Origin of the sequence: Kribbella sp. CA-247076 (assembly GCF_050942445.1) — a bacterium.
In the GTDB taxonomy this organism is placed as follows: Bacteria; Actinomycetota; Actinomycetes; order Propionibacteriales; family Kribbellaceae; genus Kribbella.
Genome location: NZ_CP192051.1, coordinates 1,811,473 through 1,837,193 on the forward strand (window position 1 = coordinate 1,811,473; position 25,721 = coordinate 1,837,193).

Here is a 25,721-nt window from a genome sequence, read left to right on the forward strand (position 1 = left end):
GGGTATGGGTGACTTCGACCGGTACGCCCGCCTGACCGCGGACCTCGACGCGCCGTTCGCGGTCGTCGACCTGGCCGCGTTCCGGCAGAACGCGGACGATCTGGTCCGCCGCGCCGCCGGGACGCCGATCCGGGTCGCGTCCAAGTCGGTGCGCTGCCGGTCGTTGATCGCCGCCGCGCTCGAGCGGCCCGGGTTCCACGGCGTGATGAGCTACGCGCTGCCGGAGGCGCTCTGGCTGGCCCGCAACGGCGTCGACGACATCCTGCTCGGCTACCCGACCACCCACCGGACCGCGCTCCGCTCGCTGGCCGAGGACCCGGAGGCGGCCGCCCGGATCACGCTGATGGTCGACTCGCCCGAGCACCTGGCCTTCATCAGGTCCGTCACCGCGGGCGGCGCGCGGATCCAGGTCTGCCTGGACGTGGACGCGTCGCTGCGGATCCTCGGGCAGCACCTCGGCGTACGTCGTTCGCCGTTGCGGACTCCCGACGACGTCGCCGCGCTGGCGCGCCGCGTCGTCGCCGACAGCGCTTTCGAGTTGGTCGGCGTGATGTTCTACGAGGCGCAGATCGCCGGCCTGCCGGACACGTCGCCGGCCGTCCGCTGGGTCAAACGCCGCTCGGCCGCCGAGCTCGCGGACCGCCGCGGCGCCGTGGTCGACGCGCTCAAGCAGTTCGCTCCGCTGCGATTCGTGAACAGCGGCGGCACCGGCAGTCTCGAGATCAGCAGCGCCGATCCGGTCGTCACCGAGGTCACCGCGGGCTCCGGCCTCTACGGCCCGACTCTCTTCGACAAGTACGACGTCTTCCAGCCACTACCCGCGGTCGCCTTCGCGCTGGACGTCGTACGCCGGCCGGCGCCACGGATCGCCACGCTCTTCGGCGGTGGCTACGTCGCGTCCGGGCCAGCCAAGAAGTCCCGGCTGCCGCTGCCGACCTGGCCGGCCGGGCTGAAGCTGCTCGGGACCGAAGGGGCAGGGGAGGTGCAGACTCCGGTCAGTGGAAGGGCCGCGGACGCGTTGCGGCTCGGAGACCGGGTGTGGCTGCGCTATGCGAAGGCCGGCGAGATGCTGGAGCGATTCGATGTCGTGCACGCGATCGACGGTGACGAGCTGACCGCGCTCGCGACGTACCGGGGCGAGGGGAAGAACTTCGGATGAGCACCTGGCGGAACTGGTCGGGCACCGAATCGGCGACCGGAGTGGAGCTGCTCCGCCCGTCCTCGGCCGACGAGCTCGCGGCTGCGGTGAAGAACGCCGCCGAGCAGGGCAAGAAGCTGAAGGCGGTCGGCTCGGGGCACTCGTTCACCGGCTGCTCCGTGCCCGAGCAGGTGATGATCCGGCTCGACGGGCTGTCCTCGATCACCAGCGCCGACAAGGAGTCCGGCCGGGTCACGGTCGGCGCCGGCACCGGGCTGCGCAAGCTCAACGCCGGGCTGGCGGCGTTCGACCTGGCGATGGCGAACCTCGGCGACATCGACAAGCAGACGATCTCCGGCGCGATCTCCACCGGCACGCACGGCACCGGTGCGCGGCTCGGCGGGCTGGCCACCCAGGTCGTCGAGCTCGACCTGGTCACCGCCGACGGCTCGGTGCTGCGCTGCTCCAAGGAGGAGAACGCGGACGTGTTCGACGCCGCCCGCATCTCGGTCGGGGCGCTCGGCGTGATCACCTCGCTGACCGTGCAGTGCGTGCCCGCGTTCCTGCTGCGTGCCCAGGAGATGCCGCTGCCGCTGGGCGAGGTCCTGGACGGCTTCGATGAGCTTGCCGACGGCAACGACCACTTCGAGTTCTACTGGTTCCCGCACACCGACATCGCGCTGACCAAGCGGAACAACCGGGTCGCGGCCGGCGTCGGTCCGTCCCCGGTCGGCCGGATCCGCGGCTGGGTCGACGACGAGTTGCTGTCCAACCAGGTCTTCGAGCTGACCAACCGGCTCGCCAGCCGCCGGCCGGGGTTGGTCCCGCGGATCAACCGGATCGCGTCCCGCGCGTTGTCGGCCCGCGAGTACGTCGACGCGTCGTACAAGGTGTTCTGCTCCGAGCGCAGCGTGGTGTTCCGCGAGTCGGAGTACGCCGTACCGCGGGAGCACGTGGTCGACGTACTCCGTCGGCTGCGCGAGTGGATCGACGCGTCCGGGTCGCGCATCCCGTTCCCGATCGAGGTCCGGGTCGCCGCCGCGGACGACATCTGGCTGTCCACCGCGTACGGCCGCGACACGGCGTACGTCGCGATCCACCAGTACCACCGGCTTCCGCACGACCCATACTTCCAGGCCTTCGAGCGCATCGTCGCCGACTACGACGCCCGGCCGCACTGGGGCAAGCTTCACACGCTCGATCCTTCCGGCCTCGCGGCCCGGTATCCGCGCTTCGACGAATTCCTGGCCATGCGAGACCGGTTGGATCCGGAGCGCGTGTTCACCAACCCGTACTCGCGTCAAGTCTTCGGCTGACTCGCGTCGGGAATCACGTTCACTGATGACGCGCCGGGCGGTTAGCCTGCGGGCATGAGCGTGGACAAACTCGAAGCGGTGGCGGAGGACTGGCACAAGGCGCTGGCGGTGATCGCGCATCCCGACGACCTGGAGTTCGGGGCGGCCGCGGCGATCGCGCGGTGGACCGGCCAGGGCAAGGAGGTCGCGTACTGCCTGCTGACCTCGGGTGAGGCCGGCATCGACGGCGTCGCACCGGACGAGTCCGGACCGCTGCGCGAGGCCGAGCAGATCGAGTCCGCGCGGATCGTCGGAGTGTCGGCGGTCGAGTTCCTCGGTCAGCCGGACGGCACCATCGAGTACGGCGTCGCGCTCCGCCGCCTCATCACGTCGGTCATCCGGCGGCACCAGCCCGAGATCGTGATCACGAACAACTTCCGCGAGACCTGGGACGGCGACGTCTCGCTCAACCAGGCCGACCACATGAACACCGGCCGGGCCACCCTCGACGCGGTCCGGGACGCCGCCAACCGCTGGATCTTCCCAGACGCCGGTGACCGCTGGAACGGCGTACGCCAGGTCTGGGCCGCGAGCTCACCCGGCTCCCGTCACGGGGTGGACACCACTGCCACCTTCGACGTCGGTGTGGAGTCGCTGCGTGCGCACAAGGCCTACATCGAAGGGCTCAACCAGCCCGACTTCGACCCCGCCGAGTTCCTCGAGGGTCTGTGTCGCGCCGCCGGCACCCGCCTGGGCACCAAGTACGCCACCGCCTTCGAAGTCTTCACCCCGTAGCCGGACGCGAAGGAACCGGTCAATCCTTGGGCAGGTCGAGGGTGACCCTCAGATGGGGTGGGTTGGGCGCCGGGCGGCGGGGCTCGCGGTCGCCGGACGGGTCTGCCGGGGGCGGTGGGGTGACCCAGGAGCGGACCAGCGTCCGGCCCCTGCGGGACAGGCGGTGCAGGTCGATCTGCTGGACCTGGCCGGCGGGGATGCCGAGTTGGGCGAGGCTGCGGTTCGCCATCGTGCAGGCGGTGTCGTGCTTGCGGGGCGAAAGCTTCTGCTGGAGGACGACGGCGATGGTGCCGTCGGGCAGGTCCTCGACCCGCTGGAACCGCATGCCCTTGTCGAGAGCGTGCGACTTGAGGGCGAGCTCGAGGTAGTCGGTGTCGGACAGTCGTCGATCGGTCTTCGCGCGAGCAACCACTTCATACCGGGCCATACCCCGATCATCCGTCGCCCCTCGACGGTTTTCCAGGCATGCCGCTGGCAGCTAACTGCCGGTCGACACTCGCGGTCAGAGCTCGAGGGCCGCGCTTTAGAGCTCGAGGGCCGCCCTTAGAGCTCGAGGGCTGCGGTCAGAGTTCGAGGGCCGCGCTTAGAGCTCGAGGGCTGCGGTCAGAGTTCGAGGGCTCGGTTGGCTTCGGCCAGGACCGCGGGGGAGGCCAGGGACTGCCAGCGGGGAATCTGGTCCTGGAGGAAGGGGCGGAGCTTCGGGGCGAGCGCGGGGGCGTGGTCGAGGACGTCGAGCTCGTTGACGATGGTGAGATCGACGAAGTCGCGGAGGTCGGCGCCGGAGAGCTCTTCCGAGGTGCCGGTGAAGCGGTCGGTAACCGTCCGGTGCTCGGCGAGGTCGCGCCAGGTGGTCTCGCGTTCGCAGGAGCCGTAGCGGTACACGATCAGCTCGGCCTCGGGGCCGATGACGGCTTCCAGGACAGGGCGTTCCTGCTGCCAGTCGAACAGGTGGGTGGGAAACCCGTCGGTCCCGTACGCCGCATGCGCGAGTCCGGCCAGCACCAGGGTGTCGGACGCGCCGAGCGTGGTCAGGCGCTTGGCGACCCGGTGCAGATGGACGTACAGGCTGCCGCCCGCGTGCTCGAGCTCGTCGGCACCACGGACCAGCAGCAGCGATCCCATGTCCTGAAAAGCGCTCATCTGACCCCTTCATCCGCAGTGGCCAGGGCCCAGCAGGAGCGGCCCAGGCAATCACGGTAAGGCTTCGCTCACCACCCCGCCCACCCATCCGGCGCGCCGACTACATCACATTTCGTAACCCCCAAGCACCCCCGCAGCCCCCGCCGCGCCCGAGCACCCCCGCAGTCCTCGCCGCGCCCTATCACCCCAGCACCCCCGCAGCCCCCGACCCCGAGCACAGCGGAGGTTCCCGCTTCGTCGGAGTACGGCGGTCGGTCCCGCGTCGTCCAAGGCGGGAAGCTCGGGCGTTGCCGGAGTACGCGGTGGGTCTCGCGTCGTCGGAGTACGCCGGTGGGCCTCGCGTTGTCGGAGTACGGCGCGTCGTCGTGGCGCGGGGTGGGTGCCGTGTGGTGGGGTACGGCGTCGTCAGGCACGGCCGTGGTCTCGCGTCGACGTACGACGGTGGGCATCGCGTTGTCGGAGGGCGGGGGTGGGCGTCGCGTCGTGCGAGTACGGGAAGGTTGCCGCTCGTCCGAGGTCGGCGGACGCCTCCCGCCTGCTTGGTGCGGGTGGTTGGTGGGGTTGCCGGTTGGGGTGGCTGCCGTTTGGTGCCTTTCACCCTGTGCGGGAGGAGCGCACGGGATTCGTCGCAGCGAACGGGTGGAAGGCGCCAAACGACAGCAGCTTTGAGCTCGTGCCGGACCTGGACGAAGGACCCGGCCCGGCGCCGCGGGTCGTGAAGTTGGCCCGGGGTGGCCGTGGTCAGTCGAGGTCGGCCAGGGCTTTGCGGGCGGCTTCCAGCTCCGCTTCGAGGGCGGCGACCTTGGCGGCTTGCTGCTCGCGAGCGGCTTCGATGACCTCGTCGATGGGGGTGGAGAGGTCCTCGTGCAGCTCCTTGGCGGCGCGGGAGACGGCGGCGGCCGCGACGGCGAGGTTGCGGGCCAGGTAGGTGCTGCCCTGCTTGAGCTCGGCGTGCCACTCGCCATCGGCCGTGCCGGTGACGGTCAGCGTCAGCTCGAGGGTCTTAATCTTCTTGCCGGCCGCCTTCTTCGCCGGAGCCTTCTTCGGCTTCTCGGCAGCCGTGCCCGCGGCCACATCGGCTCCCGGACCGTCAGCAACACCCGCGGCGACATCCGCCGGAGCGGTCTGCTTCACGGCGACCGACTCCGAAGGGCTGAGGGTGTCGGGAGTGTCGGCGGCGTCCGACGGCGCTTCTACTGCCAGAGTGTCTACAGTCATCGTTGCGGCGATCTCCTTCTGAACATCGCCCGCAGTGAGCGGGCTGGCGCTGTGCGTCCATTAGAACATATGTTCGACACACAAGCCAATCCAGCCCCACCAGTCACACCTGAACCACACAACAGCCGGACCCGACAGGAACGCCGGGCCCCGCTGTCAACCAAGCCGCGTGCGCGGCTACCTCAGGACTGCGTCTCGGAGCGGTCGCCCGACCACTCGAGATGGAAGGTGCCCTCGCGGTCCACCCGCTTGTACGTGTGCGCCCCGAACAGGTCGCGCAGCCCCTGGATCAGGGCCGCCGGAAGGCGCTCCGCCCGCAGGCCGTCGTAGTACGACAGTGCGGCGGAGAAGCCCGGAGCAGGTACGCCGACGGTCGCGGCGGTCGCGACGACCCGCCGCCACGCCTCCTGGCCGTTCGACACGGCTTCCTTGAAGTAGTCGTCGACGAGCAGCGACGGCAGGTCGGCGTTCCGGTCGTACGCCTCCTTGATCCGGTCGAGGAACCGCGCCCGGATGATGCAGCCGCCGCGCCAGATGGTCGCCATCGCCCCGAGGTCGATGTTCCAGTCGTACTCCTCGCTCGCCGCCCGGATCGCGTCGAAGCCCTGCGCGTACGCGACCAGCTTCGACGAGTACAGCGCGTGCCGTACGTCGTCGATGAACGCGTCCCGGTCCACATCCGCCTTCGCCTCCGCCGGCCCCGGCAGCACACCGGCCGCGGCCTCCCGCCGTACGACGTCACCGGACAGCGACCGGGCGAACACGGCCTCGGCCATGCCGCTCACCGGGATGCCGAGGTCGAGGGCGGACTGCACGGTCCAGCGGCCGGTGCCCTTCTGCTCCGCCTGGTCGAGGACGACGTCGACGAACGGACCGCCGGCGGTCGGGTCGGTCTGGCTGAGCACCTCGGCGGTGATCTCGATCAGGAAGGACTCCAGGTCGCCGGAGTTCCACTCGCGGAACACGTCGGCGAGCTCGGCCGGGGACAGGCCGAGCACGTGCCGGAGCAGGTCGTACGCCTCCGCGATCAGCTGCATGTCGGCGTATTCGATGCCGTTGTGCAGCATCTTGACGAAGTGGCCGGCGCCGTCCGGTCCGACGTGCACGCAGCAGGGCTCGCCGTTCACGTGCGCGGAGATCTTGGTCAGCATCGGCTCGAGCGCGGCGTACGATTCGGGTGAGCCGCCCGGCATGATGCTCGGGCCGTTCAGCGCGCCTTCCTCGCCGCCGGAGACGCCGCTGCCGACGAAGTGCAGGCCCTTCTCGCGCAGCGCGGTCTCGCGGCGCCGCGTGTCGACGAAGTGCGCGTTGCCTGCGTCGACGACGATGTCGCCCTCGTCGAGCAACGGCACCAGCTCCTCGATGACCGCGTCCGTCGGCTCACCGGCCTTGACCATGACGATGATCTTCCGCGGCTGCTCGAGCGACTCGACGAACCCGGCCAGGTCGGTGGACGGGACGAACTCGCCCTCGGAGCCGAACTCCTCGACCAGGGAGTCGGTGCGCGCCTGGGAGCGGTTGTGCAGGGCGACGCGGAACCCGTTGCGTGCGAGGTTCCGGGCCAGGTTGCGGCCCATCACCGCGAGGCCGGTGACGCCGATCTGGGCTTTGGCAGCAGAGCTCATCGAATCTCCCGCAGTCTCAAGTTGTGTGCGGGACCAGTCTCGCGCGCCGGAGTCGTGCCCGCTGCGCCGGGGCCGCTTCCTGGACGAGAAGTCGTCCGGCCTGAACTCTTCTCAACCGGGGTGCAACGATGGTAGAAACCTGAGAAATCGATTTCCCACGACGAAGCCGGAAGGCCGCCCATGATCCGTCGTCTCGTTGCGCTCGCCGCCGCCGCGGTGCTCGTCCTCCCTGTCACGACAGCTCCAGGTACGGCGTCCGCCGTACCGGCCACCGCGAACGGCCCGGTCGGCTGGGAGGTCTACCGGAAGCTCGACCGCCTGCCCGAGCTCCAGACCGGGGTGCGGACGAAGCAGTTCTCCAGCTTCGGCCGGGACGGCACCAACAACGACGGCTTCGACGGCAAGTACTCGTGCCTGCGGACGACCTCCGCCGGTTGTGTGATCGCCGAGGACGAAGGCGCCGGCGAGGTCGGGACGGTCTGGTTCACCCGGGACGGCGGCGACGTCACCAACACCGGGACGATCACGATCGAGCTCGACGGCAAGCAGGTCGTGCACACGTCCCTGCAGGACCTCGCCGACGGCAAGCTCGGCGCGCCGTTCGTGTACCCGCTGGTCGCGAACGCCCAGGAGACCAGCGGCGGCGTCTATATCCGAGTGCCGATGCCGTACCGGAAGTCGATGCGCATCACCACCCAGAGCAACCCGTACTTCTATCACGTCGGTTACCGCGAGTTCCCGGACGCGACCGGCATCCGCACGTTCGACCCGGCCGACAAGGCCGAGGACGTGCTCGCCCTGCTCAAGGCCGCCGGCACCAAGGACCCGAAGCCCGCGCACCCGAACGCGCAGACCAAGGCCAGCCCGCTGAACCTTGCCCCCGGCAAACAGATCACCCTGGCCGACGCCCGGGGACCGGGTGAGGTCAGCGCCCTCCGGCTGAGGCTGCCGGAGATCGTCGGTCTCGACCTCCAGTCGGTCGCGGACGACGGCCGTGCGTTCACCGGCAGCAGCAAGTTCACCCTGAAGGTCGACCCGGCCAACACCGGCGTGAAGCTGATCCGCCGGATGGACCTGCGGATCGGCAACCAGCGGGCGAAGGTGCTGGTCGACGGCGTCGAGGCCGGCGAGTGGGCACCGCTGAAGGCGGAGGGCGCGCAGTGGCACGACCAGGTCGTCGACCTGCCGGCCGAACTTACCGCCGGTAAGTCCGAGATCACCGTCACCAACGAGTTCATCTCGTCCGACCTGGACTTCAACGAGTTCACCTACTGGGCCGACTCGATCGTCGGCGGTACGGCGAAGCGCACCGACACCCTGGACCTCGGCCCGGACCATCTCGCCGAGGAGCAGGCCCACGGCTACGTCATCACCGACCAGAAGTGGAGCGGCACGCACGCGATGTCGTACGCCGCGACCGCGGAGGACGGCGCCCGGGTGAAGCCGTCGGACTCGCTGTTGGCCGGCGTCCGCGTCCAGGTGACGATCGACGGCCGCAAGCGCGTCGACGCCCCGATCGGCGAGTTCTTCGGCTCCGGTCTCGGGGAGAACCCGGTCCGCTCGCTGTTCTTCGCGATGGACCCCGACGGCTGGTACTCGTCCTGGTGGCCGATGCCGTACGCCGGCCGCGCCACGGTCACGCTCACCAACACGTCGGCGTACCCGCTCAAGGGCCAGGCCGAGGTGACCACCGCGCGGGACGCCCGCAGGGCGGTCGAGCTGCTGGCCGGGAAGACCGGGTACTTCACCGCGATCTCGCACCGCGGTGAGACCACGCAGGGCAGCGACTGGACGTTCGCGGACGTCACCGGTCGCGGCAAGTTCGTCGGCGTCTCCCAGACGATGGAAGGTCTGCTTGCCGACGGCAACACCCGCGGCTACCTCGAGGGCGACGAGCGGGTGTACGTCGACGGCGAACGCACCCCCGCGATCCACGGCACCGGCACCGAGGACTACTACGAGTCCGGCTGGTACTTCAACGCGGGCACGTACTCCACGCCGTTCCACGGCAACTCGGCGCACGAGGTCAAGGCCGGCTTCTGCACCGTCGAGTGCGACGGCGCCTGGCGACTGCACATCACCGATGCGATCGACTATCACAACCACCTCGACTTCACCATCGAGCACGGCCAGCAGAACGACCACCCGGGCATCTACGGCTCGACGGCGTTCCTCTACACCGCCGCGAAGTTCGGTGCCCGCGAGACCGACCGGATCGACACCGGCTCGGCCGCGAGCCGGCAGCAGCACGGGTACGCCGACAGCGGTGCTCAGGCGTACGACGTGACGTCGGTGTACGAGGGTGAGCACGACGACATCGTCCTGACGGACCAGGTCCGCAAGACGACCCAGCCGGTCAAGTTCAGCGTGAAGGTCGATCCGGTCAACCGGGGAGTGACGCTGCGCCGGACCAGCGACCAGAACACCGCCGGCCAGTCCGCCAAGGTGCTGGTCAACGGCAAGGATGCGGGCACCTGGCTGCAGCCGCTCGGCAACGACCAGCAGCGCTGGCTGGACGACAACTACCAGTTGCCGCCGGCCCTCACCTTCGGCCGGACCAAGCTCGACATCGAGCTCCGGCCGACCGGCCCCGACTGGACGGCCTCGGCGTACGTCGTGCAGTCGATGGTCCTCCCGTACGACGACAGGCGGGCGCCCGGCGCGGTCGCCACGGTCACGGCCACCGGCCGGACGAACAACGCGGTCGACGTGCGCTGGTCCGACGCCGCGGACGACAGCGGGATCAGGCACTACAACGTCTACGGGACCAAGGCCGGTGGCGCGGAGAAGCTGATCGGCACCAGCCCGCTGCCCGGCTTCGTGCACCGGAACCTCGGGCTGCACGAGACCTGGTCATACCGCATCGCCGCCGTCGACTTCGCCGGGAACGTCGGCCGGAAGTCGGCGGCGGCGCAAGCGACGACCGGCAACACGCTGCGGGTCGAGGGCGAGTCGATGCTGCCAGCGGTGTCGTCCACCGTGCCGGTTGATCCGCAGGGCAACTGCTGCGGGGTGAGCTGGTCGAACGGCACGCAGGCCTGGATCCACGGGACCAAGGCCGGCGACAAGGTGGTGCTCGGGTTCACCGTCCCGACCACCGGCTCGTACGACCTGAGCACCGTCCTGACCAAGGCCGCCGACTACGGCATCGCCGACATCCAGGTCGGCAGCAGCAAGACCACGTTCGACGGTTACGTCGCCCAGGGTGTGACTACGCAGCAGGTCGACCTCGGGACCGCGCAACTTACTGCCGGTAAGCACGAGCTGACGATCACCCTGACCGGCAAGAATCCAGCCGCCACCGGCTACCTGGTCGGCCTGGACTTCCTCGACCTGGTGCTGAACTCATGATCCGGAAGATCGTCGCCGCGCTCGTCGGCCTGACCGTCCTCGCCACCCCACTGCAGGCGGACGCATCGCCGTTCCGCGTCCGGATCACGCCGTACGTCGAGGTCAACCAGGTGGTTGCTGCGGGCAAGTTCATGAAGGTCTACGATCCCGGCGTGGGAGAGTCCGAGCCGTGGTACTACAACGACCACACGCTGGTGCAGGACCGGAAGACCGGCACCTGGCACGTGTACGCGATCACCCATGCGGAGCCGGCGAATCCGCTCGATGAGAAGAGCTTCGGCCACGCCACCGCGCCGACGCCGAACGGTCCGTGGACGAAGCAGCCGCCCGCGCTGGTCGCCGATCCGGCCGCCGGGGAGAGCCACATCTGGGCGCCGTACGTGCTGTACGACGCGGGCACCTACTACATGTTCTACGCCGCCGGCACCCCGGACCACACGGCGTACCGGATGCACCTGGCGACCTCGACCGATCTCGTGAACTGGACGCGGGACGCGGCGAACCCGCTGTTCACCGACGGCTTCGACGGGCGTGACCCGATGGTGCTCAAGGTCGGCGATCAGTGGGTGATGTACTACACCGCGAACTCGACGCCGGCCGGCGGCAACCACATCGTTGCCTACCGCACCAGTACGGATCTGCGGAGCTGGAGCGAGCGCCGGACCGCGTTCGAGCATCCGGCGACCGGGACGTTCGGCGGGCCGACCGAGTCGCCGTACGTCGTCCAGCGCGGGAGCGACTGGTACCTGTTCGTGTGCTGCGACGGCGGCTACGAGACGACCAAGGTGTACAAGAGCAAGGACCCGCTGCACTTCACCGTCGATCAGCACGTCGGCACAATCCCGGCCCACGCGGCCGAGGTCGTGCAGGACGGCCGGGACTGGTACGTCACCGGAGCCGGTTGGGGTAAGGGCGGCCTGTTCATCGCGCCGCTCGACTTCGCCAAGCTGCAGGTGACGAAGGGCCGGGTCGTGAGCACCGCGCACTACCGGGCGACGATCGAAAGCACCCCACGGGCCGCGCTCCGAAGCCTGGAGGTCGACCCGGCCGGGCGTCGGAACTACCGGCCGGCGCTGGACTCGTCGGGTCGGTCGACCGCGCCGTATCTCGCGGTCGGGAACTTCGGTGCCACCGACCTCAGCGGTCCGGCCGCCCGCGTCGACACCGGTCGATCGAGGCTCACGCTGCGCGGCGTCTCGTTCGGTGACGAGCCCGTCTCGGCGGACTGGTCGTTCGAGTTCGGCGCGGCCACCTTCGACACGCACCTCACCTGGAAGGTGCACAAGCCGACCAACGCACCGGTCTGGGAGGCGGCGTTCAACGTCGACTCGGCGCTCACCGACCAAGGCGATCCCGGTGGCTTCGGTCGTACGGGCGACGTCGCAGGACTGCCGCGGTGGTCGATGGCGACCGGCTCCGGGCTGAGCGTCGTCACGGCGTACCGGGAAGGGTCGGCCTGGTCGGCGGACAACCACTGGTACGACCCGTCGAACGGCGCGGTCGCCTGGCAGCCGCTGTGGCAACCGGGCGGGCGCCCGCTCCCACCGGGCACGTACGACGGCGGCCACTACCGGGTGGGCTTCTCCGGGACCGAACGGGACGTCGCCTTCGCGGACGGCCTGGCCGCCGGCCTCAACTGATGCCGGCCTGACCAGTGCCTGGGCCGGAGGCCGGGCACTAGGGTCGGAGTATGACCGAGCTCAAGCTGGACCCCCGGCGTACTGCGCTGGTTCTGATCGACCTGATGCCGCGGATCGTGGCGCTGGAGACGGCGCCACTGTCCGGGCGGGAGGTGCTCGAGCGGTGTGTCGCGCTGGCGAAGGCGACCCGGTCGGTGGGCGGGTTGGTCGTGAACGTGCGGGTCGAGCGGCCCGGGGTCGACGTCCAGCCGGAGGGCAGCGGGTTCGCGCCCGGCGCGCAGCCGGAGCCGGGTGACCTGGAGATCGTCAAGCGGACGCTCGGCGCCTTCGGCCGGACCGGGCTGGACCTCGAGTTGCAGACCCGGGGCATCGAGACGGTCGCGCTGGCCGGGATCGCGACGAACTTCGGGGTCGAGTCGACCGGCCGGGCGGCCGACGATCTCGGGTACGCCGCCGTCTACGTCGCCGACGCGATGACCGGGCTGGACGCGCGGGCGCACGAGTTCGCGGTCAGCACGATGTTCCCGAGGCTCGGCACCGTCTGCTCCGGCACCGAGTACGTCGCCGCCCTCAGCCCGACCACCTGACCGAGCCCCGGCCGCCCGGTTGCGATCGGCGCCCGCTGGGTACCGGTGCACGACTATCGGACTGTGCATCGAAGGAGTCGCCGAGGATGAGGTGGTGGGCCGCGATCGCCGTCGCCCTGCTGGCTCTGCCGGCCATGCTGACGGGTTGCGGCGCCGATTCCGAGCGGCAACTGCTCACCGAAGGCGCCCGCGCCGCTCGCGAGGCTCGCTCCGAGGTGAACACCGTCCGCCTGATCAGCAACCAATTCCTCGACGGCAACCTGTGGGCGCCGGCCGCGAACCGGATGGTCACCGACGCCGATGAGGCTCTCGACCAGGTCGTGTCCGGCTTCGAAGCGCGGCAGCCCGGCGATGCGACGGCTCGCCGGAGGTACGACGAGTTCGGTGAGGCGCTCGACGCCGCCGCGTCCGCCGTCCGCGATACCCGGATCGCGCTGGCCAACGGCGACCTCACGACCGTCCGGCAGCAGGTCGGCGTACTCGAGCAGGCCGGCCGCGAGCTAGACCGCCTCGGGGAGTCCGCGCGGTGAAGAAGTGGCTCGGGGTCACGCTCGGCATCCTGACCGCGATCGGCGGCTTCGTCGACATCGGCGACCTGGTCACCAACGCGCTGGTCGGCGCCCGGTTCGGCACCCGGCTCGCGTGGGTGGTCGTGGTCGGCGTGATCGGCATCTGCCTGTACGCCGAGATGTGCGGCCGGGTGGTCGCGGTCTCGGGCCGTCCGGTGTTCGACCTGATCCGCGAGCGGCTCGGCCGCAGGACCGGTCTGCTCGCACTGATCGCATCGTTCCTGGTCACGCTGCTGACGCTGATCGCCGAGATCGGCGGCGTCGCGCTGGCGCTCGAACTCGCGAGCAGCGTCAACTACCTGCTCTGGGTCCCGGTGGCCGCGTTCGCGGTCTGGCTGGTCATCTGGCGGGTGAAGTTCTCCCGGCTGGAGACCGCGTTCGGGCTGCTGGGCCTGCTGCTGATCGTGTTCGCGGTGGCACTGTGGAAGCTCGGTCCGGACTGGGGCCAGTTGATGCACCAGGCAACGAATCCGCGACCGGTCGGGCACGAGACCTGGGCGACCTACGCGTATTACGCGATCGCGTTGTTCGGTGCCGCGATGACGCCGTACGAGGTGTTCTTCTTCTCCTCCGGCGGGGTGGAGGAGAAGTGGACCCGGCGCGACCTGGTGACCGAGCGGGCGAACGTGTTCGTCGGGTTCCCGCTCGGCGGGTTGCTGTCGCTGGCGATCATGGGTTGCGCGGCCGTGCTCTACCTGCCGGCCGGCATCCAGGTCGGCACGCTCGGGCAGGTGACGCTGCCGGTGGCGGTTGCCCTGGGCAAGATCGGACTGGTGGTCGTGCTGCTCGGCGTGTTCGCCGCGACCTTCGGTGCGGCGCTGGAGACCGCGCTGTCGTGCGGCTACACGATCGGGCAGTACTTCGGCTGGCAGTGGGGCAAGTTCGTCCGGCCGCGGGAGGCGTCCCGGTTCCACCTGGTGATGATCATCTGCATCGCGCTGTCGATCCTGGTGCTGCTGACGGCTGTGGATCCGGTGAAGGTGACGGAGTACTCGGTGGTGTTCGCGGCGATGGCACTGCCGTTGACGTACCTGCCCATCCTGATCATCGCGAACGATCCCGACTACATGGGCGAGCACACGAACCGGCGGGTGACGAACGTCCTCGGGCTGTTCTACCTGGGGCTGCTGCTGGTGGCCTCGATCGCGGCGATTCCGTTGATGATCATCACGAGAGCGGGGCAGTAGCCATGGCCGGACGGGTGTTGCACGCACAACTGCATCTGCTGGACCGTCAGCTCATCGACCACCGGACGGGCCGGCTGGTCGGGAAGGTGGACGACGTCGAGTTTGACCTGGCGGCGGATCCGCCGCTGCTGACCGCGCTGATCTGCGGCGGGCAGCGGATCCCGGCGCGGCTGATCGCCGAGGTCGACAGCGCGGTGAAGATCAGCACCGACGGCCTCGACCTGGACCGCTGGGACGACTGGGTCGACGAGCACGTGATCCGCAAGATCCCGGGAGCCCGCCATGCGACTGAATGAGCTGCTCGGCCGCCGGGTGGTGGACGCCGGGGGAGACGACATCGGCTGGGTCGCGGACGTCCGGCTGGTCCAGGACGGGCCGGTGCTGCCGTCGATGCAGGCCGCCTTTCGGGTGACCGGGTTGATCGTGGTCGAGCACCACGCCACCCGGCTGCTCGGCTACGAACGTCACGTCGGCCCGGCTCTGCTGCGCTGGCTGGTGCACCGTCGCCTCGGCGAGGTCTGGTACCTGCCCTGGGAGGACGTCCGGTTGGCCGACCCGAGGATCGAAGTCGCCCGCGGCCGCTCCGACCTGCAGCACCTGGAGGAGACCCCGCGCATCTGACCGCCCGTCGTCGCCGCGACAGGCGGTCCGTTTGTCACCGAGGTGGTCGGGCACCGGGCCGCCATGCTTCCCACTGCGACGTTCCCGGATGCCGCGCGGGCGGTCCGCGACGTACTGCTGCCGGTCGTCGCGCAGGGCGCGATCATGCGCCGGCCGGCAGCATCCAGAGCGGCCGACCTGCTCCACGCCGACGACCGGGCCCTCCGCCGCGTGCGCGCGTTCCGGCAGCGGTACGGCGAGGGCCCGCTGCTGATCCGCCTTCCGGGCCGGACCATCGCGCTGGTCCTGGACCCGGACCACGTCCACCGCATCCTGCACGAGACCCCGGACCCGTTCTCCGCGGCCACCTCGGACAAGGTCGGCGCCCTGAACCACTTCCAGCCGCACGCCGTCCTCGCGACCGACCCACCGCTGCGTGCGCCTCGCCGCGAGCTCAACGAGGACGCCCTCGACACCCATCGTCCGGTCCATCGGTACGCCGACCAGATGGTGGCCGCGATCACCCAGGAGCTGCACCCGAGCGGCACTCTCGGCTGGACCGACTTCCGGAAGCTCTGGTCCCGGGTCGTCCGCCGCATCGTGCTCGGTGACAAGGCCCGTGACGACACCGAGCTGACCAGGCTGCTCGACGTACTGCGCTCGAACGCCAACTGGGCCGCGGCGCATCCCCGCAACCGCCGTGCGCAGGAACGCTTCGACCGCAAGCTCGGCGAGTACGTCGAGAACGCCGCGCCCGGAAGTCTCGTCGAGGCGCTCATGCACAGCACGCTCCACCGCGACAGCCGTACCGTCGAACCGGGTGGCGGACTCGATCCGGCCGGGCAGGTGCCGCACTGGATGTTCGCGTTCGACTCGGCCGGGATCGCGCTCTGGCGACTCCTCGCCGTCCTCGCGACCCGGCCGGACGCGGCCAAGACGATCGCAGCGGAGGAATCGCCGCTGCTCGCGTACGCCGGCGCCGCGGTCCAGGAGTCGGTGCGGCTATGGCCGACGACCCTCGTCGTACTGCGGGAAGGACGGACCGAGACCCGGTGGGACGCCGGCACCGCACCGGCCGGGACCGAGTTCGCGATCGTGACCTCGGTGTTCCACCGCGACGACGAGGCGCTCGACTTCGCGAACGACTTCGTCCCGGAGATCTGGCTGGACGGGCGGTCGGACCGGTCCTGGCCGCTGATCCCGTTCAGCGAAGGGCCGGCGGTGTGTCCCGGCCGGAACGTCGTCCTGCTGACCGTGAGTACGGCGGCCCATCGGCTCACGTCGCGCTACGACCTCGATGTGGATCCGCACACCCGCGCCAAACTCACCGCCGGTCCGCTGCCGGCGACGTTCGACCACACCGCGCCCCGGATGGGCTTCTGGAGGATCTGATGAACGCCAGACCGGCCGAGATCGGCGACCTGCGACTGGCGACGATCGTCGTCAACGCCCTGGACATGGACCGCGCCGCGGACTTCTGGTCCGCCACCCTCGGGTACGGCCGACCCGACCGGATCGGTCCGGCCGACCAGTTCGCCAAACTGACCGATCCCGCCGGCACCGGTCCGGCCGTGCTGATCCAGCGCGCCGAGACGATCCCGTCCGACCCGGCCCCGGTGCACATCGACCTCTACACCAGCAAGCGCGACGAGCACATCGACCGCATCCTCGCCCTCGGCGCAACCCGCGTGGACGACTGGAACTACCCCGACGAGCACGGCTTCATCGTCCTCCGCGACCCCGAAGGCAACGAGTTCTGCGTCATCCAGGTCGACTGACCACACGGGCACTGGTCCGGCCCCAGCTCCACCTAGGCGTTTGCGGAAGATTGGTGCCGGTCCGCGACAGTGATCTTCCGCAAACCCCCTCAACGCACCGGGCAGGCAGGACGACAGGCTCGGGCGGGGAGGTCCGGCCGGGTGCGGCGCAGTACCTGAAGCACCTGTACGGCGGCCTCACACGGGCGGCTGGTGACGTCCAACCAGCCGTACCGCAGCGTCGCCTCCGCGCGGAGCGTGGCGCGGTTGTCGCGGTCCAGATCACGCCATCTCGTCCGCGGGACGAGATGGAGCCGTCCGTCGAGCTCGACGACCAGTCCGAATCCCTGGTACAGGACGTCAGTGAACTCGTTCTCGACCGGACGCTGCCGGACACCCGTCGGCAGCTCGTGTCGGCGCTCGACGTCACGCAGGTACCGCAGTTCGAGCAGTGAGTGTGAGCCGGCGGCGACATCGGCGACGATCGGGCGCAACAGGTGGCGATACCGGAGCCGCGGCCGGTCGGCCAGGGCCTGAAGGAGGTCGGCCGGCGCGACCCGGCCGCTCTGACACGTCTCGGCGATCACCGCGGCCGCGTCGTCGACCGACCGCGAGACGCCGACGATGTCCAGGACGGCGTGGGCCGGCGTACGCCGGGGCGGAATCACCGGCGCCAGGCGGTCCGGCCAGTGCTGATCGCGGTGGATGAGGAGGCCCGGTCGCCGGACCACTCGGCGTCGCTCCGGGATCGACACGTACACCGGCCGGTTGCCGTCCGGCCTGAGCAGGCCGAGCTGCTCCGCCGCGGTGTAGTGGCTCCAGGCCGCCTCCGGGCCGGCGTAGAGCAGGGCGGCCAGCAGCCGGGCGTCGTACCCGATGGGGCCGGTGTGGGTCGCGTAGACGCCGGGGTGGACGACCTGCCAGCGCCGGTTCCGCAACGGTCGGCGGATCCGGGCCTGGCTCCAGCCGGCGATCGCCAGCTGTTTCCGCGACACGATCCGACCCTGGTCGTGGATCAGCGCGTCGATCCCTTCGTCAGCGAGCTGTCGCTGCCACCACCAGTCCATCCGGCGTAGCCTGCCGGATCCCTCCGCTCCCCGCTTGAACCCCTGTGGACAACTGCTTCTCGGAAGAAAATGCTCACTGGGTGACCGTTTCCTTCCGGCAATCTCAGGTCTTCCGGAGGCGGTGCCAGGTGCGGCGGCCGGACTTGAGGAGTACGTCGGATGCCAACGAGATCACCTGGTCGGGGTCGTCCACCCGGGTCCCGTCGACGGTCACGGCTCCTTGGCGCACCAGGCGGCGGAGCTCCGACCGGCTGTCCGCCGGGCGTACCGTCTGCAGCAGCTCGAGGACGGTTGCGGCCTCTCGCCCGACGGAGACCTCCGGGATGTCCGCGGGCTGCTGTCCGTCCGAGAAGGTCCGGTTGAACGCGTCGAGCTCACCGCGGGCGACGCCGGCGCCGTGGTAGCGGGTGACTACCGCGGCGGCCAGCCGGAGCTTGGCGTCGCGTGCCGGTGGACCGCCGACGGCGGCGGCCTCTCCGAGCGCGGCGACGGTGTCGAGCGGGAGTTCGGTGTAGACGCGCGCGTAGCTCTCCACCAGCGAGTCCGGGATGCTCATCAGCTTGCCGAACTTGTCCCGCGGCGTGTCCGTGAGTCCCACGTAGTTGTTCAGTGACTTCGACTGCTTCGCCCGCCCGTCGAGCCCCGGGGTGATGGTCGTGGTGATCACCACCTGCGGTGGCGCGCCCAGGCGCTGCTGGAAGTGCCGGCCGAGCTGCTCGTTGAACAACTGGTCGGAGCCGACGATCGTGAGGTCGCTGCGGAGCGCGAAGCTGTCGTAGCCCTGCAGCACCGGGTACACCAGCTCGTGGACGGCGATCTCCCGCCCGGCCGAGACCCGGTCACGGAACATGTCCCGCACCATCAGCTGGGCATGCGTGACCTGGCTGAGCAGACTCAAAAGCTCGGATACGGCCATCCCGTCGTACCACTCGGAGTTCCGCCGGACCTCGAAGACCTCGGGGTCGGTGCGCAGGACGATCGACACCTGTTCGAGGAAGGACCGGGCGTTCGTCTCGATCTGCTCGGGTGTGAGCACGGGACGCGTCTCGGAACGGCCGGTCGGGTCGCCGACGCGGGTGGTGAGGTCGCCCAGCAGGAACACGACCTGGTGGCCGAGATCCTGCAGTTGCCGCATCATCCACAGGTTGACCGCGTGCCCGATGTGGAGATCCGGCGCGGTGCAGTCCACGCCGTACTTGATCCGCAACGGCCGGCCGGACGCGAGCCGGTCCAGCAGTTCGGCCTCGCCGACGATGGTGTCGGTGGTACGGCGGAGTCGGCCGACCACCTGCTGAGGTTCGATCATGGGTTCCTCTCCGGACAGGAGGCACCCTGACAGACGCCTCCGGGAACAGAAAAGAGGCAGGAAGAGATTCCTGCCTCGGAGGCTCTGGGTGGAGCGGATCGTGGGGACTACCGGATGCCGGCCCCTCCCAGAGCCGGTCGATACGCCACGCGCCGCTTGATCACGCGGACAGGCTAGCAGGCACGGCCCGGCGGGGGTATCGGGTTAGGCTCCAGAGGTGACGGAGGAGCGGGTGGTACTGCTGGACGACGCCGGCCGGGCGATCGGGACCGAGGCGAAGGCGACGGTCCACCACGCGGCGACCCCGCTGCACCTCGCGTTCTCGAGCTACGTGGTCGACGACGCCGGCCGCGTCCTGCTGACCCAGCGGGCGTTCGGCAAGCCCACCTGGCCGGGTGCCTGGACCAACAGTTGCTGTGGGCATCCACTTCCGGACGAGCCGGTGGTGGACGCGGTACGCCGCCGGCTGGCCGACGAGCTCGGGATCGTCGCGGACCGGATCGACCTCGTGCTGCCGGAGTTCCGCTACCGGGCCGAGATGCCGAGCGGCGTGGTCGAGAACGAGCTGTGCCCGGTCTACCGGGTCAGCTGGACCGGCGAACCCACCCCGGATCCGGACGAGGTCGCGGCGTACCGCTGGGTCTCCTGGCCGCTGGACTTCCCGGACCTGTCACCCTGGTGCCTGCTGCAACTCGACGAGCTCGCGAAGCTCGGCCCGACGCCTCGCGACTGGCCGACCGCGGACCCGGCCGCCCTCCCTCCGGCCGCACTGCACTGAACGCCGCACTGGAGGAGACGAGGCATGATCAAGCTCAGGCCGGTCCGGTCGGACGCGGACTACGAAGCCTGGCGGGACGTCCGGAGTGCCGTCGAGCCGAACGAACGCGGCCTGACCGTGGCCGAGCTCCGGGAGCTCGCCAAGCCCGAGCGCCTGCTGTTGCTGGCGGAGCTCGACGGTGACGTTGTCGGCAGCGGCCTGTCGGACCGTTCGGACGTGGCCGGTCGCGCGTTCGTCGTACCCCGGGTGCGTCCGGCGGCACGGCGGCAGGGAGTCGGCTCGCGGCTGCTGGCCGAGCTGGCCGACCATGCCGCGGACCAGGGGTACGACGTCGCCGGTTCGTTCGTCGAGGACGAGGGCTCGCTCGCGTTCGCGCGACGACACGGGTTCGTTGAGACCGGCCGTCAGGTCGAGCAGGTCCGCAGCATCGGTGCCGAGCCGTGGCCGGACGCCCCGGCGTCGTACCAGGTGGTGAGCGTCGCGGAGCGGCCGGAGCTGTGGGCGCAGGCCTACGAGCAGGTCGCGCTGCCGACGCTTCCCGACCTGGATGTCCCTGGCACGCTCGAGGTCTCGGCCGAGGAGTGGGCGACCGAGTGGATCAACGACCCGGCGGCGATGTTCGTGGCCGTCGCGGGGGACGACGTGATCGGGGTCGCCGGGCTGATGCTCGACACCGATCGCCCGGAACGCGCCGAGGTCGCCTACACCGCCGTACGCCGGGAATGGCGTGGCAAGGCGGTCGCGTCGACGCTCAAGCGGACGAGCATGGCGTGGGCCGCCGAGCACGGCATCACCGAGATCTACACCTGGACCCAGCAGGGCAACGACGACATGCGCCGGCTCAACGAGCACCTCGGCTTCCGGTACGGCGCGGTCGCGGTCAACGTCCGCGCGACGCTACCCCTGGAGCTCGCGGAGGAGGTCCGGGCCTGACCAGGCTCGGCGCCTGGTCTCGGCCGCGCGGATCAGCTCGACGAGCTTGGCGTTGACCGGCGCGGTGCGGTCGAGCGACTCGGCCAGGCGGACCACTTCGCCGTTGAGGTAGTCGATCTCGGTCGTCCGCCCGGCCTCGAGGTCCTCCCACATCGACGTCCGGGCGAGCGGGTCGATGGCGAGCATCTTCGCGGCCAGGCGGCGGAAGAGGACGTCGGGCAACCGGAGGATCAGCGGGAAGCGGTGCATCGGGACCGCGAGCAGTTGGGCCGGCGTGATCCCCGCGGCGTCGAGGAGCGCAAGCGTCTCGGCCTGCGCCGCGGCCAGACACCGGCGGAACGAACGCTGCGACAGCTCGTCCCGCAACGGCAGGTCGGACAGCGCGTTGATCGGATTGTTCAGGTTCAGCAGGAGTTTCGCCCACTGCACCGGGAGGATGTCGTCGTGCTGCGTGAGCGGCAGCCCGGCCTTGGCGAACGCATCGGCGTACGGCGCGAGATCAGGGTGACGCTGGACATCGAGAGCGCCCTCGGTGCCTTGGTGGAACACCCCGCCGCCCCGGTTCAGCACGTTGAACGGGACCATCCCGGTCACCACGACGTGGTCCGGCAGCCGCTCGCGCAACAGCTCCCCGTTGCGGATGCCGTTCTGGAAGCTGACGACCACCGCACCCGGCTTCAGTACGTCGGCCAGCTCGGCGCCCGCTTTCTCGGTGGCCGCGGACTTCACGGTCACCAGCACGAGGTCGGCCTCCGCGGCCGCGTCCGGCGTCGTCTCGTAGCGCACGTCCGCCGCCTCGACCCGGAGATCCGCGCCGAGATAGTCGGTCAACCGCAGCCCGTGGCCGGTGAGCTGGTCCGCCACTCGCTGCCGGCCGACGAATGTGACCGGAGCGCCGGTCGCCGCCAACCGTCCGCCGACATAGGAGCCGATCCCGCCCGCGCCGTACACCACGATCGTCATCGCCGGCCTCCTCGAGAGTCATCCAACCGGATCCGGTCCCGGTCGGGTAGTGCGCCGGTCTGCCCGGTCAGCTCCTGGAGCATCGTCCACAGCTCGTCGAACCGCTCGCGACCGAGGGTCGCCTCCCACTCGTCCAGCAGGTCCGCGACCGCGTCGTTGATCTGCCGCTCGAGCTTCCGCCCGGCCGGCGTCAGCCGGACCCGCTTGGCCCGCGGATCGGACCGGTCGGCCTCGCGGACGAGGTACTCGTGCCGCTCGAGGTGGGTGACCAGCTCGTGCATCGACTGCTTGGTCATGCCCGCGTGCGCCGCCAGCTCGGCCGTGTGCGACCCGTCGATCCCGCCGAACCTGAACAGCTGCAGGTGGGCCGGCCGCAGCTCCGGATGACGCGGTCCGACCTGCGCGAGGACGGCGGCCAGCGCCTGGTCGAAGGCGAGCCGGAGCAGACCGAAGTAGCGCGGCGTTGACATGAGGGTCAGGTTACCTTACCTTCATGGTCAGGCAACCTGACTCAATGGGGGACGATGATGACAGCGCGGCAGGAACTGATGGGACTCCTGACCGGCAAGTGGATCCCACCGGTGCTCGCGACCCTCGCGGAGCTGGGGATCGCGGACGAGGTGGCCGAGAAGCCGTTGACCGCCGAGGATCTGGCGGAGCGGGTCGGTGCCCAGCCGCGAGCGCTGTATCGGGTGCTCCGGTCAGCGGCGAGTGTCGGGGTGTTCGCGGAGGACGCCGACGGGCGGTTCGGTCTGACGGAGACGGCCGGTCTGCTGCGGTCCGGCGTACCGGAGTCGTTGCGGGACGCTGCCCGGATGTTCGGGCTCGAGCCGTTCTGGACGCCGTACGCGCAGCTCGCGCACACCGTGCGGACGGGTGAGCCGGCGTTCGACCGGGTCTTCGGGCAGAGCATCTACGAGTATCTGGGCGGGCATCCGGACGACGCAGGCGTGTTCGGCGCGGCGGCGGCCACGTTCCACGGGCACGCGATGGCGCCGATCGTCGCGTCGCACGACTTCTCGCCGTACGGCGTCGTCGTCGATGTCGGCGGTGGATCCGGGGGACTGCTGGTCGAGCTGCTGCGGGCGTACCCCCGCCTGCGTGGGGTGCTGCTGGAGCTCGAGTCGGTGTTGCCGGAAGCAACCACGACCTTCCGGGACGCCGGGGTCGCTGACCGGGTCGACCTGGTCGCGGGCGACTTCTTCACCGACGTTCCACCCGGCGACGCCCACCTGATCAAGAGCTGCCTGCACAACTTCACCGACGAGCAGACGATCGAGATCCTCCGCGTACTGCGCCGGACGGGAGCGCCGGTGCTGATCGTCGAGACGATGATCCCGGCCGGGAATACGCCGCACTACTCGAAGTTCGACGACATCGAGATGCTGGCGATCGCGGGCGGTGCGGACCGGACCGAACGCGAGTGGGCCGCGCTCGCCGAAGCGGCCGGACTCCGGCCGCGCGGGGTGGTCGAGTGCGACGACCGGTTCTCGTTGCTTGAAGCAACTTAAGGCTGTCGGGCCGGGAGCTCGACGGTGAACCGGGCGCCGCCGCCGGGGCGGTCGACGACCTTGACGGTGCCGTCGTGCCACTGGACGTGGCGGGCGACGATGGCCAGCCCGAGACCGACCCCGCGGCCGCGGTTGCTGTTCTCGCCGCGGCCGAAGCGCTCGAAGATCCGCTCCCGGTCGTCGACCGGGACACCGGGGCCGGCGTCGTCCACGGTGATGACGACGCCCAGCCCGCCGGCCTCCACGCCGACACCCTTGCAGCCGCCGGCGTGGTCCTCGGCGTTCTCGACCAGGTTGGCGATCACCCGCTCGAGTCGCCGCTTGTCCGCCTGCAGCGTCAGGCCCTCCGCGTCCGGCTCGACCGTCGTCACGTCCCGGCCGGCGGTCGCGTTCGCCGCCGCCCGGACCAGGTCGGCGATCCGGACCGTCTCCCGGCTGCCCTGGTCGCCGCCGTCGTTCCGGGAGATCTCCAGCAGGTCGACCACCAGCCGGCGGAACCGCTCGAGATCGTCGCCGAGCAGGTCGACCGGCTCGCGCACCGGGCCGGGCAGCTCGTCGCGGTGGTTCTGGATCAGCTGCATCGAGTTCAGCATCGTCATCAACGGTGTCCGCAGCTCGTGGCTCACGTCCCCGGCGAACCGGGCGTCCGCCGCCACCCGCCGTTCGAGGTTCGCCGCGGTCTGGTTGAAGGATCGCGCCAGCCCGTCGAGGTCCCGGTCGTTGTCCACCTGCAAGCGGGCGTCCAGCTGGCCACGCGCGACCGCGTCCGCCGCCCGGGTCAGCGCGGCCAGTGGCCGCAGCGCCAGCGTGCTCGCGAGCCGCCCGACCGCCAGGCCGATCAGGGCGGCCACGATCGCGGCCCCGACCAGCGTGATCTTCAACGTCCGCAGCGTCGTGTCGAGCCTCGTCAGCGGATGCCACTCGAAGAAGGCCTCACCCGGACCGCTCATCGGTACGCCGACCGCGAGCACCTGCTGACCGCCGACGGTGATCCGGCGGTTCGCCGGTTCGCCGTTGCGCACCGTGGCGATCAGATCCTCCGGCAGGTCGGCCGGCCGGCCGGTCAGCGAGTACCACTGGTTGTCGTAGAAGACGATCGAGGCGGCCGCGTCGGTCGACGGCAGGCTGCTCAGCAGCTCGACGATGGTGACGTCCTGGCGCCGGGTGGGGCTGCTGCACTCGGCCTCGTCCTGGAGCCGGCAGGGCTTCGGCGCGCCGAACAGCCCGTAGCGGAAGGCGGCCGCGTTGTCGGCGGTCGCCGTCATCGCCGCGGACCGGCGCTGCTCGGTCAGGTGGTCGGAGACGACGCTCCAAGTGACCAGCGCGAGCACCGAGGACAGACCGAGGGCGAGCAGGCCGTAGGCCAACATAACCCGGCCGCGCAGGCTGAGCCAGGCCCCGTCCCGGCCCCACAGCTTCAGTCGCCGACCGCGCACCGGTCAGCTCACCAGTCGGTAGCCCAGACCGCGGGCGGTGACCAGGTACTTCGGGCTGGCCGGGTCGTGCTCGATCTTCACCCGCAGCCGGCGGACATGGACGTCGACGATCCGGCTGTCGCCGAAGTACCCGTAGCCCCAGACCTTCGACAGCAGCTGCTCGCGGCTGAGCACCTTGCCCTCGGCACCGGCCAGCTCGGCGAGCAGCTTGAATTCCGTCCGGGTGAGCGGCAGCACGGTCTCACCGCGGGTCACCTCGGCACAGCCGACGTCGATCCGCAGCTCCCCGACCACGAGCACGTCCGCGTGCCGGGAATTGGCCGGCTCCACCCGCCGCAGCAGCGCCCGGATGCGGGCCGACAACTCCTTGGCCACCAGCGGTTTGGTGACGTAGTCGTCGGCGCCGGCCTCGAGCCCGGTGACCACGTCGTGGCTGTCGGTCCGCGCGGTCACCATGATCACCGGCACGTCGCTGGTACGGCGGATCTCGCGGCAGACCGTGAAGCCGTCGCGGTCGGGCAGCATCACGTCCAGCAGCACGACGTCCGGCGGCTCCCGGCGCAGCGCGGCCAGGGCGTCGTACCCGTTCGCCGCCTCGGCGATCTGGTATCCCTCGTCCTCCAGGGCGAGCCGCAGTACCCGCCGGATGCGCGGCTCGTCGTCGACCAACAACAGGCTGTGTGCCACCGGTCCAGTGTCGCCTACCGCGGGCTTATCCGCCGGTGGCGCGGGCGGGCCGCCGGATAAATCGGTTGGTCGCTCTCCGGTGGTCTCCTACTCTGGAGGCATGGCTACTTGCCTCTGTGTCTAGCTGCGGACCCGCTT

General features: G+C 70.3%; 25 protein-coding genes. 15 read left to right on the top strand and 10 right to left on the bottom strand.

Features of this window, described 5'->3' with window-relative positions:
- Window positions 1-4 precede the first annotated feature (4 nt).
- From ACQPYZ_RS08720 to ACQPYZ_RS08730, 3 genes are read left to right on the top strand one after another with little or no spacing between them, the layout of a single operon-like run.
- Complete coding sequence (locus ACQPYZ_RS08720) at window positions 5-1,159, top strand: amino acid deaminase/aldolase (RefSeq protein ID WP_433166919.1); 1,155 nt, start codon at window positions 5-7, stop codon at window positions 1,157-1,159.
- Window positions 1,156-2,454 carry a D-arabinono-1,4-lactone oxidase gene (locus ACQPYZ_RS08725; RefSeq protein ID WP_433166920.1) on the top strand — a complete coding sequence of 433 codons (1,299 nt, stop codon included), beginning with the start codon at window positions 1,156-1,158 and terminating at the stop codon, window positions 2,452-2,454. The genes ACQPYZ_RS08720 and ACQPYZ_RS08725 overlap by 4 nt, the downstream gene beginning before the upstream one ends.
- A gap of 54 nt (window positions 2,455-2,508) precedes the next feature.
- Entirely contained in the window at window positions 2,509-3,228 is a 720-nt protein-coding gene (locus ACQPYZ_RS08730) for a PIG-L deacetylase family protein (protein ID WP_433166921.1), read from the top strand.
- A 19-nt stretch (window positions 3,229-3,247) separates the two neighbouring features.
- Here ACQPYZ_RS08730 and ACQPYZ_RS08735 read toward each other — a convergent pair whose 3' ends face one another.
- The 4 genes from ACQPYZ_RS08735 to gndA form a co-directional block, all read right to left on the bottom strand.
- A complete protein-coding gene (locus ACQPYZ_RS08735) occupies window positions 3,248-3,655 on the bottom strand; it encodes a hypothetical protein (RefSeq protein ID WP_433166922.1) in 408 nt (135 codons plus the stop codon).
- A 176-nt stretch (window positions 3,656-3,831) separates the two neighbouring features.
- Window positions 3,832-4,368, bottom strand: a complete 537-nt coding sequence (locus ACQPYZ_RS08740; RefSeq protein ID WP_433166923.1) for a DUF6817 domain-containing protein — start codon at window positions 4,366-4,368, stop codon at window positions 3,832-3,834.
- A gap of 741 nt (window positions 4,369-5,109) precedes the next feature.
- The gene (locus tag ACQPYZ_RS08745) at window positions 5,110-5,586 is read right to left on the bottom strand and encodes a DUF6319 family protein (RefSeq protein WP_433166924.1); all 477 of its coding nucleotides are present in this window, start codon (window positions 5,584-5,586) and stop codon (window positions 5,110-5,112) included.
- Between the two features lie 182 nt (window positions 5,587-5,768).
- Entirely contained in the window at window positions 5,769-7,211 is a 1,443-nt protein-coding gene (gene gndA / locus ACQPYZ_RS08750) for an NADP-dependent phosphogluconate dehydrogenase (protein ID WP_433166925.1), read from the bottom strand.
- A 180-nt stretch (window positions 7,212-7,391) separates the two neighbouring features.
- Between gndA and ACQPYZ_RS08755 the strand changes: the two genes are divergently transcribed.
- The 9 genes from ACQPYZ_RS08755 to ACQPYZ_RS08795 all read left to right on the top strand — a co-directional run bounded on the left by ACQPYZ_RS08755 (window position 7,392) and on the right by ACQPYZ_RS08795 (window position 16,923).
- Window positions 7,392-10,562, top strand: coding sequence for a DUF2961 domain-containing protein (locus ACQPYZ_RS08755; protein WP_433166926.1), 3,171 nt, complete (start codon window positions 7,392-7,394; stop codon window positions 10,560-10,562).
- On the top strand, window positions 10,559-12,202 hold the full coding sequence (locus tag ACQPYZ_RS08760) for a family 43 glycosylhydrolase (RefSeq protein ID WP_433166927.1): 1,644 nt from the start codon (window positions 10,559-10,561) through the stop codon (window positions 12,200-12,202). The genes ACQPYZ_RS08755 and ACQPYZ_RS08760 overlap by 4 nt, the downstream gene beginning before the upstream one ends.
- 50 nt (window positions 12,203-12,252) lie before the next feature.
- Window positions 12,253-12,789 (top strand): isochorismatase family protein, encoded by a 537-nt coding sequence (locus tag ACQPYZ_RS08765; RefSeq protein ID WP_433166928.1) that lies wholly within the window; start codon window positions 12,253-12,255, stop codon window positions 12,787-12,789.
- A gap of 86 nt (window positions 12,790-12,875) precedes the next feature.
- Window positions 12,876-13,319 (top strand): hypothetical protein, encoded by a 444-nt coding sequence (locus tag ACQPYZ_RS08770; RefSeq protein WP_433166929.1) that lies wholly within the window; start codon window positions 12,876-12,878, stop codon window positions 13,317-13,319.
- Window positions 13,316-14,545: an NRAMP family divalent metal transporter gene (locus ACQPYZ_RS08775; protein WP_433166930.1), complete on the top strand. Its 1,230-nt coding sequence runs from the start codon at window positions 13,316-13,318 to the stop codon at window positions 14,543-14,545. Before ACQPYZ_RS08770 ends, ACQPYZ_RS08775 begins: the two co-directional genes overlap by 4 nt.
- 2 nt (window positions 14,546-14,547) lie before the next feature.
- Window positions 14,548-14,841, top strand: a complete 294-nt coding sequence (locus ACQPYZ_RS08780; protein ID WP_433166931.1) for a hypothetical protein — start codon at window positions 14,548-14,550, stop codon at window positions 14,839-14,841.
- Entirely contained in the window at window positions 14,828-15,166 is a 339-nt protein-coding gene (locus tag ACQPYZ_RS08785; RefSeq protein ID WP_433166932.1) for a hypothetical protein, read from the top strand. The genes ACQPYZ_RS08780 and ACQPYZ_RS08785 overlap by 14 nt, the downstream gene beginning before the upstream one ends.
- Window positions 15,167-15,229: 63 nt before the next feature.
- Window positions 15,230-16,537 (top strand): cytochrome P450, encoded by a 1,308-nt coding sequence (locus ACQPYZ_RS08790; protein ID WP_433166933.1) that lies wholly within the window; start codon window positions 15,230-15,232, stop codon window positions 16,535-16,537.
- Window positions 16,537-16,923 (top strand): VOC family protein, encoded by a 387-nt coding sequence (locus ACQPYZ_RS08795; protein WP_433166934.1) that lies wholly within the window; start codon window positions 16,537-16,539, stop codon window positions 16,921-16,923. The genes ACQPYZ_RS08790 and ACQPYZ_RS08795 overlap by 1 nt, the downstream gene beginning before the upstream one ends.
- A gap of 89 nt (window positions 16,924-17,012) precedes the next feature.
- Here the strand turns inward: ACQPYZ_RS08795 and ACQPYZ_RS08800 are convergent, their stop codons facing one another.
- Together ACQPYZ_RS08800 and tyrS are read right to left on the bottom strand one after the other, a co-directional pair.
- Window positions 17,013-17,969: a hypothetical protein gene (locus tag ACQPYZ_RS08800; RefSeq protein ID WP_433166935.1), complete on the bottom strand. Its 957-nt coding sequence runs from the start codon at window positions 17,967-17,969 to the stop codon at window positions 17,013-17,015.
- Window positions 17,970-18,072: 103 nt separating this feature from the next.
- Entirely contained in the window at window positions 18,073-19,275 is a 1,203-nt protein-coding gene (gene tyrS / locus ACQPYZ_RS08805; protein ID WP_433166936.1) for a tyrosine--tRNA ligase, read from the bottom strand.
- Between the two features lie 217 nt (window positions 19,276-19,492).
- Between tyrS and idi the strand changes: the two genes are divergently transcribed.
- Complete coding sequence (gene idi, locus ACQPYZ_RS08810) at window positions 19,493-20,053, top strand: isopentenyl-diphosphate Delta-isomerase (protein ID WP_433166937.1); 561 nt, start codon at window positions 19,493-19,495, stop codon at window positions 20,051-20,053.
- 24 nt (window positions 20,054-20,077) lie between these two features.
- Window positions 20,078-20,986: a GNAT family N-acetyltransferase gene (locus ACQPYZ_RS08815; RefSeq protein WP_433166938.1), complete on the top strand. Its 909-nt coding sequence runs from the start codon at window positions 20,078-20,080 to the stop codon at window positions 20,984-20,986.
- On the opposite strand, the gene ACQPYZ_RS08820 is transcribed toward ACQPYZ_RS08815, so the two are convergent.
- Both ACQPYZ_RS08820 and ACQPYZ_RS08825 read right to left on the bottom strand, forming a co-directional pair.
- The gene (locus ACQPYZ_RS08820) at window positions 20,951-21,949 is read right to left on the bottom strand and encodes a 2-dehydropantoate 2-reductase (RefSeq protein WP_433166939.1); all 999 of its coding nucleotides are present in this window, start codon (window positions 21,947-21,949) and stop codon (window positions 20,951-20,953) included. The two genes, ACQPYZ_RS08815 and ACQPYZ_RS08820, sit on opposite strands and share 36 nt — an antisense overlap.
- Window positions 21,946-22,419, bottom strand: coding sequence for a MarR family winged helix-turn-helix transcriptional regulator (locus ACQPYZ_RS08825; protein WP_433166940.1), 474 nt, complete (start codon window positions 22,417-22,419; stop codon window positions 21,946-21,948). Before ACQPYZ_RS08825 ends, ACQPYZ_RS08820 begins: the two co-directional genes overlap by 4 nt.
- Before the next feature lie 57 nt (window positions 22,420-22,476).
- On the opposite strand from ACQPYZ_RS08825, the gene ACQPYZ_RS08830 reads away from it, so the two are divergent.
- On the top strand, window positions 22,477-23,460 hold the full coding sequence (locus tag ACQPYZ_RS08830; RefSeq protein WP_433166941.1) for a methyltransferase: 984 nt from the start codon (window positions 22,477-22,479) through the stop codon (window positions 23,458-23,460).
- On the opposite strand, the gene ACQPYZ_RS08835 is transcribed toward ACQPYZ_RS08830, so the two are convergent.
- Both ACQPYZ_RS08835 and ACQPYZ_RS08840 read right to left on the bottom strand, forming a co-directional pair.
- Window positions 23,457-24,896, bottom strand: coding sequence for a HAMP domain-containing sensor histidine kinase (locus ACQPYZ_RS08835; RefSeq protein WP_433166942.1), 1,440 nt, complete (start codon window positions 24,894-24,896; stop codon window positions 23,457-23,459). The genes ACQPYZ_RS08830 and ACQPYZ_RS08835 overlap by 4 nt on opposite strands.
- A gap of 3 nt (window positions 24,897-24,899) precedes the next feature.
- On the bottom strand, window positions 24,900-25,583 hold the full coding sequence (locus tag ACQPYZ_RS08840; protein ID WP_433166943.1) for a response regulator: 684 nt from the start codon (window positions 25,581-25,583) through the stop codon (window positions 24,900-24,902).
- Window positions 25,584-25,721 lie beyond the last annotated feature (138 nt).